Here is an 11953-nt window from a genome sequence, read left to right on the forward strand (position 1 = left end):
AGGTGATTCAACATGGAAGCATACATGGTGACCACACTGCAAAAAGGACTACATTTGATTGATTTGATTCGGGTGAATGAATCGATGACACTGACCGAGCTGATGCGAGCATCCGGTTACAACAAAACGACAACGTTCCGTCTCCTGTATACGCTCGAACAGCTGCGCTATGTGGAAAAGACGGAAGACGGCTATCGCCTCGGTGATAAGCTCGAATCGGTCGAAGCACCGATTGATACGGTGACGAACTGGTATACCGTGCCACCGCTCCAACAGCTAAGTGAAGAAACTGGCGAAACGGTATATGTCGCCATCCTGCATGGTACAAATGTCGTCAACACACAGGTCGTGGATGGAACGCATTCGATTCGAAGTCACACGGAAGTCGGAGAACGTTCGCCGGCGCATCAAAGCGCGCTCGGGAAAGCGATTCTCGCTTTTTTGGACGAGTCGTCGTTACAGCGTGTCATGACGGAACTCGAACTCGTTCAAAAGACGGCGCACACGTTCGTCGATCGTCAGTTGTTGACCTATCATCTTCGTGCCATCCATGAACAAGGGTACGCAGTTGATGACGAAGAAGCCGAAATCGGACTGCGTTGTATCGCGGTCCCGATTATGCGTGACGGTCATGTCATCGCCGCACTCGCCATCTCGGGTCCGAGTTCACGGTTGACGAAAAAGCGTGACCGTCAGCTCAGTAAAGTCCTTCAGCAGTATAGTCAAGCCATCACCTCCTTCATTCAATAATTCAGGAGGAATTCATTATGACGAAACAGATGTACCGCGCCTTGTTCGCGTTGGCCATCAGTGCCTTCGCCATTGGGACGACCGAGTTTGTCATCGTCGGTCTGCTCGAGACGGCCGCGGATGATTTAGCCATCTCGTTGACGACGGCTGGAAGTCTCGTCTCCGGTTACGCACTCGCATTGGCCATCGGGACACCGATTTTAGCGGTCGTCTTCAGCGGGATGAACAAAAAACGCTTGCTCGTTTGGTTAATGGTCGTGTTCACGATTGGGAATGCCCTTGGGGTCATCGCACCAACCTATGAATGGTTGATGGTGTCTCGTGTCGTGACTGCTGTCGCACACGGATTATTCTTCGCCATGGCGACGATTGTGGCGACACGAATCGTTCCACCCACGAAGCAAGGGACTGCCGTCTCCATCATGTTCACAGGTCTCACGGTCGCAACGATTTTAGGCGTTCCGCTCGGGACTTGGGTCGGTCAGTCGTTCGGTTGGCGCACCACGTTCGGTGTCGTCGCTGCGTTCGGTGTGATTGGATTAATTGCGATTCTCACATCTGTGCAACAAGACAAACAGCAGACCGAAGAAAAGACAACCCTTCGTGATATCGGAGCGCTCGTGAAGAATCCTCATATATTAGGAGCACTCACAATGACGATCCTCGGGTTTGGGGCGACGTTCGTCCTGTTCACGTATATGGCACCAATCTTATCGGGTGTCAGTGGGTATGCGAGCTCGAGCATCACGTGGATTCTGTTACTATACGGCGTGTTTGTCGCTATCGGGAATATCATCGGAGGGCGAATCGCAGACAAGGAGCCGCTCAAAGGCTTACGTTTCGTCTTTCTTGCTCAAGCAGTCATTTTAGCGCTGCAATACGTCCTATTACCGGAGAAATTCTTGGCGCTTGTTGCCATTTCACTTCTCGGACTCGTAGCGTTCATGATGTCAGCCGGTGTACAGACACACATCGTTCAGCTCGCGGAACGATACGTCCCGTCGGCGAAAGGAATGGCATCTGCATTAAACATTTCGGCATTCAATATTGGGATCGCACTCGGTTCGACGCTCGGTAGTGTCGTCCTCGCCGTCTCAGACGTATTGAATACCGCCTTTGTCGGAGCAGGGATGGCGTTACTCGCGTCACTTATTGCGATGGTCAGTTACAACAAACAAAAGGAGAGATTATGATGAATACAACACAACTTCAAGCACAAGAGGAACAATTGACACTTTCGACATTCGGTCATGAAGAGGCCCTTCAACTCGGTCAGACAATCATCGACTTGGCGAAAGAGGACGGGGTGAACGTCGCCGTTCATATTGAAAAGAACCGTATCCCGGTCTTCACGCATTTGATGGAAGGAACGACAGAAGAGAATTACATGTGGTTGTTCCGGAAGAAACGGGTGACGGACCACTATCAACGTGGCTCGCACTTCATCGCGAAGCGTTTTGAGGAGTCGGGTCTTTCACACGATACAAATTCACTGTTACCAGCGAACGACTATCAGGCCATCGGGGGAACGCTTCCGATCCGCGTGAACGGTGCCGGGATGATTGGTACGGTGACAGTCGCAGGCTTAACACCAGAACTCGATCATGAGTATGCGGTCAGAGGCATGGAACGTTTTCGACAGTATCAAAATTAAATAAAGAAAAGAACGACTTTAAATAAATCAGAAACAATCTGATTTTAAGTCGTTTTTTTCTATTAAAAAATATTTAAGTGTATTTTTGTAGAAACGTTTCGATAAACCATTGCATCTCTTTTTGTAAGCGCTTATACTTTTGATATACAAAGGTGAAACGTTTCGATTTACAAATCATAGATAAAGGCGGGATGGAATGAGAGCGACACAATTAGTGCAGGAGATGACAGTGGCTGAAAAGGTGGGACAGCTTGTTCAAACACTACCATCCATTTTTTCGGATGATGAGCAAGATGTGATCACCGGACCGATTGCGGAGTTGTTGAAAGAAGACGGCATTACCGATGAGAATCGGTGGAACGTCGGATCTGTCATCGGAATCAATAACGCGAAACAAGCGCAAAAGTTGCAAGAAAGTTACTTGCGACATAATCGACTTGGCATCCCGCTCTTATTCATGGCGGACATTATTCACGGTCACCGGACGATTTTCCCGATTCCGCTCGCAATGGCTTGTTCTTGGGATGTTAACGAAGTTGAACGAATGGCACGTACTTCGTCTATCGAAGCGACGGCATCCGGTTTACACGTCACGTTCTCTCCGATGGCTGACTTGTCGCGTGACCCGCGCTGGGGGCGTGTCATGGAATCGACCGGGGAAGATGTGTGGTTGAACGGGGAGATGGCGGCTGCGTTTGTCCGCGGTTATCAGTCGGACGATTTGAAGAAAGAAGATACGTTGGCTGCCTGCGTTAAGCATTTTGCTGCTTATGGCGCGCCAGAAGGAGGACGCGACTACAATACGGTCGATGTATCTGACCGCGAGTTACGTGAGTTCCATTTACCAGCCTATAAACGAGCTCTTGAAGAGGGTGCGAAGATGGTAATGACAAGTTTCAATGTCGTCCATGGTATTCCGGCCACGGCTAGTGAATATCTCATGCGGAATATCCTCCGCAGTGACTGGGGCTTCGAAGGAGTATTAATTTCGGACTGGACGGCAATCAAAGAACTCATCCATCATGGCGTCGCCGAGACGCTGAGGGAAGCGGGTGAACTCGCACTTCGAGCTGGCGTTGATATCGATATGATGTCAGGCGCATACACAAATCATCTGGAGGCGATGCTTGCAGATGGAGTCGATGAGTCTTTACTTGATGAGGCGGTATTGCGGATTTTGACGCTAAAAGATGACCTAGGTTTATTCGACAATCCGTACCGAGGGATTGATCAAACGAAAGAGACAACGCTCCATCTTTCAGATGAACATCGAGACCAGGCGCGCCGTCTAGCAGAAAAAAGTGCGGTTCTTTTGAAAAACGATGACATCCTTCCGTTGCAAAAGCAACGAGTCGCGCTCATCGGACCATTTGTTGACTCGAACGACGTTCTTGGTCCTTGGGCCGGGTTTGGGAAAAGAGAAGAGGCCGTGACATTGCGGCAAGCATTTGACCGCGCTGAAATTCCATATGTTTTTACAGAAGGGTCGACCGTTGAAAATGAAATTGATTGGACGGAGGCTTGCCGTATCGCAGAACAGTCAGATGTTGTAATCCTAGCGCTTGGCGAAGCCTCATGGATGAGCGGTGAAGCTGGAAGCCGTACGGATATTCGCCTTCCGAAGACACAGCGAGAAGGGCTTAAGCATTTAAAGGAAATCGGTAAGCCGATTGTAACAATCTTGTTCAACGGTCGCCCGCTCGACCTTCGTGACATCGTCGAACATTCGGACGCAGTGCTTGAAGCCTGGTATCCGGGGACTGAAGCAGGGGCGGCGCTCGTAAACTTGTTATACGGGAAGGTCAGTCCGTCAGGGAAACTGACAATGTCATTTCCTTACAATGTCGGACAAGTACCGATTCGCTACGATGCGCTCCGAACAGGACGTCCATCAGATATCGAACACGCCGACCCTCGCTACACGAGCAAATATCTCGACGCACCGAACGAACCGCTTTTCCCGTTCGGTTACGGCATGACATACACCACGTTTAGCTACAACGATTTCATCGTCAAAGACGTGATAGGCGGCATTGTCGAGGCGACTGTCGTCATTCGAAATGACGGGACGACGACGGCAGATGAAATTGTCCAATGGTATATCCAAGACAACATAGCCAAAGTCTCACGGCCGGTCAAACAATTGAAAGGGTATGAGAAAGTGACCCTTAAAGCCGGTGAATCCGTGACGGTAACGTTCTCTGTTGAAGGAGATATGCTCAGCTATCTTCAGCCGAACGGTTTGTTTGGCGCTGACCCGGGAATGTTTACGCTCTTTGTGGGCCCGAACAGCCGTGATGTATTGGCAAAATCTTTTGAACTAAAAACAAAAATGAGGTGTACGACGTGAATGTATTAACCGAACAGACAACGCTAACATGTGGAGAGGTCAGCCTTTCGCTCACTCCTATGGGGGACATCCGCCAATTGAAAACTGGACCAATCATGGTCAACCAGCTAATTCATCATCCATTTGATGGCTCGATGGCAAACCTATACGTTCGACATGAGGGTGGAGTTGCCCAGCCGCTGCTTGGACTACATTCACCTAGTGACTTCATGGCCTTAGGTCAAGAAATCTTTTGGTCAGGGTGCTATCCGGAGTTCGCTTATGAAGTGCGGGGTACGCTCAGCGACCACGGAATTCGTTTTGATGCGACATTTGAAGGGACAGGTCAATTCGACGTCACGTATGTCCAAGATCTCGGACTCGCTGATGAAGGGGGTGTTCGCACGAACGAGGCATACATGGCCCAGTATATCGACTATAAGAAGACGAGTACAGCGCTAATGGCGCGTCAAAATCAAAAGCAGTCGACCGGATTTCCAGCGATTCGAATGACGTCGTCCCGGACCATTGCTGAATATGCGACGGACGGTTTTGACGTGTATGGCACATCATATAAATTGACGGGGCGGGCCGTGGGGCTAGACGGTGCATTGCCTTCGCGTGTCTATCAATACGAGTTCGCTTTGCCGACACTTCGTACAGAGACGTTAGACATGGGGACGGAACGAGAAATCACATTCGAATTGTCATTCGTTCAAGATCACCCTGAAGAGCTGACAGAGAATTCAATCAAGCATTTCACAACAATCGAAGCGGGCTCACCTGTAGGACAAGCAGTACGTCCGCGCCCGCGGCTTCGCCAATCGTTCCAATCAATCAGTGGTGGCGGGCTCGCGATGAGCGAAATCGAGCGTCTCTATCCGGTGCGACGACTCGAAGAGATAGAGGATGGACAGCTCGTGTCCTTCTTCACCGAAGAGGGTTCGCACGTCGTCTTAGCGGCGAAAGAGTATCTCGTTGAGCGAAGTCACGGGAACATCTTATTGAACGCCGGAAGTCTGATGCCGGACGAGTCGAAGCTCGCGACGACTGTGTTCATGAATGGTGTCTTCAACTCACATATTGTTTACGGTAATACAAACTTCAACAAGTGGACGACTAACGTCCGAAACCCACTCAATGTCCCTAAAACGTCGGGACAACGTATCTATGTCGAGATGGATGGTGTATACCGTTTGCTGACGATGCCGAGTCTGTTCGAGATGCGTCTGAACGAGGCCGTATGGCGCTACGATTTGGACGGGGAGACGATTATCGTCCGAACAGTTATCGCCTCAGATGCTCCTGTTATCAAGACGACCGTCGAATCGTCGCAATCGCGACGATTCGTCATGAGCCACCAGGTCGCGATGAACACGCAAGAGTACGTCGTTCCGTTCCGTATGGAGCAAATGGACAACCGGCTCCTATTCAAGGCGGACAAAACGGCAGACAGCGCGAGTATACGACCTGATCTGACGTATGCGATTGAGAGCAATCAGCCGTTTGAGCTCCTCAAAACTTCAGATTGGTTCAATCAACCGTTCGAGGATGAGCTCGTTTGGATGTCATTCGAACCAAGCGAGCGCGTGACGATCCACCTAGGTTTGGCGAATCACACACCATTCGAGTTAGACGAAAAGCAGGAGCGGAACGCTTACCGAATGTGGATGGATCGCTATATGAACGGACTCACGCTTAAAGGTGAGACACTTGACATCGAAGCGTTGAATATTCAAGCGCTCTGGTACGTCCAAAACATGCGGGTGCACTATCAGTCACCGCACGGTCTAGAGCAGTATGGTGGAGCCGCTTGGGGGACGCGTGACGTTTCACAAGGACCAATGGAGTTCTTACTTGCGACCGGTCATTTTGAAGAGGCGCGAAAACTCTTGCTCGTTATTTTCAGCCATCAATTTAAGGACGGGGATTGGCCACAATGGTTCATGTTTGATGAATATGCGGGCATTCAACAAGAGGATAGCCATGGTGATGTCATCGTTTGGCCTCTCAAGGCATTGTCGGATTATTTGGCCAGAACCGAGGACGTGACATGTCTAAACGAAACAATCCCGTTCCGCGACCGTGACGGACAAACAAAAGCAGACGCTTCACTGTATTCACACGTGGAACGAGCACTCGGGTTTATTGAAAGTCATTTTGTTGACGGTTCTGTCTTCTCAGCATACGGCGGAGGCGACTGGGACGACACGCTCCAACCAGCTGATGAGGATTTGAAACGTCACCTCATCAGTTCGTGGACGGTCACCTTGACGTACCAAGCGTTCCGTCAGTTGCACGAACAGTTGCCGGCGTCACATTTGGCAGATCGCTTAGGTGAGTTGAGCCAAGCGATTCGGAAGCAGTTCACTGACGAGATGATTCGAGATGGGGTAATCGCAGGATTCTTAAAAGAAGTTGATGGACGCTTCGAGACGATGCTTCATCCATCTGACAAGACGCTCCCAATGCACTACCGCTTGTTGCCAATGACGCGCAGTGTCATTGCTGAACTTGTCGATCAAGATCAGATGATACGTAATTTTGATTTGATCGCCACGCATTTGACGTTCCCGGACGGAGTCCGTCTCATGAACCGACCTGCCGAGTACCGAGGCGGAGTCAGTCGTCACTTTATGCGGGCCGAACAGGCAGCGAACTTTGGTCGTGAGATTGGGCTGCAGTACGTTCATGCTCACATCCGCTACATCGAGGCGCTGGCGAAGGCAGGGCTACGCGAGAAGATTCGACCGGCTTTCAATATGATCAACCCGATTCGGATGGATGAGGTGAAGAATGCCGCACCGAGACAACGCAATGCCTACTTTAGTAGTTCGGACGGCGACTTCGCTGACCGCTATGCGGCGGAGTCACAGTTCGGCCGCTTGAAAGATGGAACGGTACCCGTGAAAGCAGGCTGGCGCATTTATTCGAGTGGACCGGGAATCTGGTTCAACCAACTCGTCTCAAACTACCTGGGGATTCGCCTCGGGACAAACCATGTCGAGTTCGATCCGATTGTAGATGACGACATGCATGTAAACCTCCGCCTCTTCGGTGTGGAGACGACGGTCCAGTTCAGGACGGGTGAGCCGAGCGTGACGTTGAACGGTCAGAGGTTGAACGGACACACCCTATTGAATCCATACCGCGAAGCAGGACAGCGTGTCGAAAAAGATGAATTTTTACGCTACGCTCAGGAAAAGAATGAATTAGTGATTACGGTGAAGGGGTGACGAATTCGTCACCCTTTTCTTAATAGGAGGACCATATGGACGCAAACAAAGTGAGCACAGTCTATCAAATATATCCAAAGAGTTTTCAAGACAGCGACGGTGACGGGGTCGGTGATTTACAGGGAGTGATCAGTCGCCTCGATTATTTAAGTTGGCTCGGAGTAGAGATGATTTGGTTGAATCCGGTTTACGTCTCGCCCGGTTACGATAACGGCTATGACGTCGCAGACTATACACGAATCGACCCTTTGTTCGGGTCGATGGATGATATGGATGAGTTAATTCGTGAAGCAGATAATCGAGGAATCGGAATCATGATGGACATCGTCGCCAATCACACGTCGCATCAACATGAGTGGTTCCTCCAATCCGAACGTGATCCGGAAGGAGCGTACGGTAATTTCTATATTTGGCGCGATACACCGAATGAATGGAGCTCGTTCTTCGGGGGTGGAACGTGGACGTACTCACCGATCCGGAACCAGTATTACTTCCATGCATTCGCTCCGGAACAACCAGATTTAAATTGGAAGAACGAGTATGTGCGCAAGGAGATGGCGGAAGTCTTAGCGTTTTGGGTCGAGCGAGGGGTGACTGGTTTTCGTTTTGATGTCATTGATTTGATTGGGAAAGACGTCGACCGTAAGCAATGGCTCGACTTTCCACTGATGCGCCGTTACTTGAAAGATTTAGTGGCGCAAGTTGACACTTCTTCCTTGTTACTTGTCGGGGAGGCAGGCGGATTGACCCCGGACGAAATTTTAGATTTGCAACGGGACAGTTCGCTAGACGTCGTCTTTAATTTTGAAGTGTGTGCCCTCGATGAGCAGGGCGGGCAAGGCAAATGGAAGCTGGCTCCGTTCGAGCCGTCGAGGCTGAAAACCACGCTCGATACGTGGCAGCGCGCATTTGCAATGGAAGGACGCAATAGTCTGTTTTGGAATAACCATGACCAGCCGCGTGTCATTTCACGATGGTATGACGATGACGAGCGAGCTGCGAAGATGCTTGCAGTTCTCCTATACGGATTGAAAGGAATCCCGTTTCTGTATCAAGGAGAAGAAGTAGGGATGACGAACGGTTTAATTGCACCAGAGGATTATCAGGATATTGAAACGTTAAATTATCTAAAAGCGGGTGGAACGCTTGATGCCGTTCGTATGAAAGGACGTGACCATGCTCGAATTCCGATGCTATGGGGCGAAGGAACGGACTCGTTCAGCACGGGAACACCGTGGCTTCAATCAGCTCACAACGAAGCAGGCAGGAACGTCGCGACGATGTGCACAGATGAAACGAGTCTGCTTTATCTGTATCGAGAATTGATTGCACTACGCCGGACAAATCAACTGCTTCGAGACGGAGCGTATGAACTCGTCCCGACCGAGGAACGGCTATATGTGTATCGCCGCATAATCGATGGAGAGCCTCCACTCCTTGTCGTCGCAAATTTGTCTCAAGATACGTTGCCGCTACCAAGTGGTTGCGGAGAGCGTTTAATTTCGACAGAAAAGGATGAGGCGCCAATGCTACGGCCATTTGAAGCGTTCATATGTTATAATTTTTGACAGAAGGAAGTGAGAAAATGGCAGGAATCAAAGACATCGCAAAAGAGGCTGGGGTTTCAATATCGACTGTCTCATATGCGCTGAACGGCAGTCCGAAAGTGACAGAAAAGACGAGGCAACGCATCTTAAAAATAGCCGAAGAGTTGAATTACGTTCCAAACGCAGCTGCGAGGACGCTAAAAACGAGAAAGACACATATTATCGGTGCTTTTTTAGGTGATTATTCCGGATCGTTTTATGGAGAGTTGCTAAAAGGCATCAACCAAGAGCTGTCTGATACGGGCTATGAGTTGATTGTTTGTAACGGTCCCGAATCACATCGTCTGATGACTGAACGCATGGTGGATGGAGCGCTTATCTTAGGGCATCGCTTCACCCAAGAACAGATTTTAGAGTTTGCGGACCGGGGCCACCCTCTGACGATGCTCGACCGTGAGATTGAGCATGTGAACATCAGTTGTGTGCTACTCGATAATCAGATTGGGATGAATCAAGAGATGGACGCCATCTTAGAGACCAATCCTGGACAGATTCATCTTGTGAACGGTCCGATCGGCAATCATGATGCTGTTGAAAGGCGGAAAGTTGTCGTTGATCGCGCGAATGCGGAAGGAATCACTGTCCGAGAATGGGCAGGTGAATTTACGAAGCGGTCAGGCATTCGGGCAGCAAGTGACTTACTTGAAGTGCTCGAAGAAGGGGATGCCATCATCTGTTTAAATGATGATATGGCGCTAGGGGTCTATGACGTCATGCAAAACTCTTCTTTTAGGATTGGGGAAGACATTTCGCTCGTTGGCTTTGATAAACTTGAGATTACAAACTATACGCAGCCTCGAATTGCAAGCGTCAGCTATTCGAAGTCTGAATGGGGAAAGAAGGCGGCCCGCGCGTTACTCCATCTGATTGAAGAGAAAGAAAATATGAAAGAAACGATTCCTTCAAAGTTCATGAAAGACGCCTCGATTCGAAAAAATAATAAGAAAAGATAAAATACGTATTGTAAGCGGATACATTGTGAATTATAATGTTTATAGAAACGTTTAACCTGTTGATTTTCAGTATAACCTTTGTATAAACATTATTTTTTTACACGTCAATCGAAACGTTTCGATTGACGAAAAAGGAGGAATTCAGATGAAAAAATTAGGCTTGGCAGCGGTAGCGGGTACGGTAATCATTTCTGGTTTATTGGCGGGATGTTCTTCTGGATCGAGTGGTGAGGACGCAAATACCATCACGGTTTGGGCGATGGGTGAAGAAGGAAAAGCCTTACCGAAACTAGCGGAACAATATGAAAAAGAGAACGAAGGTGTTAACGTCAAAGTACAGGCGATCCCTTGGGATACGGCGCACGATAAACTGTTGACTGCGGTCGCTTCAAAAAATGGTCCAGATGTCGTTCAAATGGGAACATCTTGGATGCCTGAATTCGTAGAGGCGGGAGCACTTGCTAATATGAAAGATTTCGTAAAAGAATACCCTGAACTTGACCCATCGAACTTTTATGAAGGATCGATTGAAACGGTTCAATTCGAGGATGGTCTTTACGGGGCACCCTGGTATGTCGATACACGTGTTCTTTATTATCGGAAAGACACACTTGAAAAAGTAGGTTATCCGGAAGCGCCAAAAACGTGGGGTGAATTAGAAGACGTTTCGAAAAAACTTGCGGCTCGTGACGGAGAAGACATGTACGGGATTACGTTGGACACGAACGACCAAATGCTATCGTTTATGTTCGCTCGTCAAAACGGTTCAGAGCTATTAACAGAAAATCAAGAGCCGCTCTTTGATCAACCAGAATTCATCGAAAGCGCAGAATATTTAACAAACTACTTCACAGAAGGATATGCACCAATCGATTTAGGGCTTGATGTTGTGCAGGCGTTCGGGGCAGAAGAACCAAACGTGCCGATGTTCATCAGTGGGCCATGGATGATTAACATTATCAATGATCAAATGCCTGACATTGAAGAGAAGTGGGGTACAGCCGTTCTTCCAGCGAAAGAAAATAACATTTCGTTCCTTGGTGGATCGAACTTAAGTATTTTCGAAAGTAGTGAAAAGAAAGACGAAGCCGCGAAGTTTATCGCATACATGAGTAAACCAGAAACACAGACTGAGTGGATGGAGATGACGAAGTCACTTCCATCAACAAAAGCGACATGGGCAGAGAACGAAACGCTCAAAAACGATGAGAAACTCAAAACATTCGGTGAGCAGATGGAAGCGGCAGAGCCGATGCCGATGATGACAACGTGGGAAAAAGTGGCACAAACATATTTGCAGAGCTTTGAAAAAATGTATCGCGGTGCGGCTACTGTAGAAGATGAAGTTAAGGTGTTCCAAGAAAAAGCGAAATCGATTTTAAAATAAACGGAGGGGGACACCCCCTCTCGTTTAATTAAAGGAG

8 protein-coding genes are annotated in these 11953 nt (G+C 49.0%); all 8 read left to right on the top strand.

Annotated elements, in window-relative coordinates; all coding sequences use genetic code 11:
• Positions 1-12 precede the first annotated feature (12 nt).
• The 8 genes from ACQKD4_RS13565 (at position 13) to ACQKD4_RS13600 (ending at position 11916) form a co-directional block, all read left to right on the top strand.
• Positions 13-750, top strand: coding sequence for an IclR family transcriptional regulator (locus tag ACQKD4_RS13565; RefSeq protein ID WP_427373707.1), 738 nt, complete (start codon positions 13-15; stop codon positions 748-750).
• 17 nt (positions 751-767) lie between these two features.
• Entirely contained in the window at positions 768-1943 is a 1176-nt protein-coding gene (locus tag ACQKD4_RS13570) for an MFS transporter (protein ID WP_427373708.1), read from the top strand.
• Complete coding sequence (locus ACQKD4_RS13575) at positions 1943-2404, top strand: heme-binding protein (RefSeq protein WP_427373710.1); 462 nt, start codon at positions 1943-1945, stop codon at positions 2402-2404. The genes ACQKD4_RS13570 and ACQKD4_RS13575 overlap by 1 nt, the downstream gene beginning before the upstream one ends.
• 196 nt (positions 2405-2600) lie before the next feature.
• Positions 2601-4754: a glycoside hydrolase family 3 N-terminal domain-containing protein gene (locus tag ACQKD4_RS13580; protein ID WP_427373711.1), complete on the top strand. Its 2154-nt coding sequence runs from the start codon at positions 2601-2603 to the stop codon at positions 4752-4754.
• Complete coding sequence (locus ACQKD4_RS13585; RefSeq protein ID WP_427373713.1) at positions 4751-7969, top strand: GH36-type glycosyl hydrolase domain-containing protein; 3219 nt, start codon at positions 4751-4753, stop codon at positions 7967-7969. The genes ACQKD4_RS13580 and ACQKD4_RS13585 overlap by 4 nt, the downstream gene beginning before the upstream one ends.
• A 35-nt stretch (positions 7970-8004) precedes the next feature.
• A complete protein-coding gene (locus tag ACQKD4_RS13590) occupies positions 8005-9537 on the top strand; it encodes an alpha-glucosidase (protein WP_427373715.1) in 1533 nt (510 codons plus the stop codon).
• Between the two features lie 17 nt (positions 9538-9554).
• Positions 9555-10529: a LacI family DNA-binding transcriptional regulator gene (locus ACQKD4_RS13595; protein WP_427373717.1), complete on the top strand. Its 975-nt coding sequence runs from the start codon at positions 9555-9557 to the stop codon at positions 10527-10529.
• Between the two features lie 145 nt (positions 10530-10674).
• On the top strand, positions 10675-11916 hold the full coding sequence (locus tag ACQKD4_RS13600) for a sugar ABC transporter substrate-binding protein (protein WP_427373718.1): 1242 nt from the start codon (positions 10675-10677) through the stop codon (positions 11914-11916).
• Positions 11917-11953: the final 37 nt, after the last annotated feature.

The organism is Exiguobacterium sp. NPDC077395 (assembly GCF_050269125.1).
In the GTDB taxonomy this organism is placed as follows: Bacteria; Bacillota; Bacilli; order Exiguobacteriales; family Exiguobacteriaceae; genus Exiguobacterium; species Exiguobacterium aestuarii_A.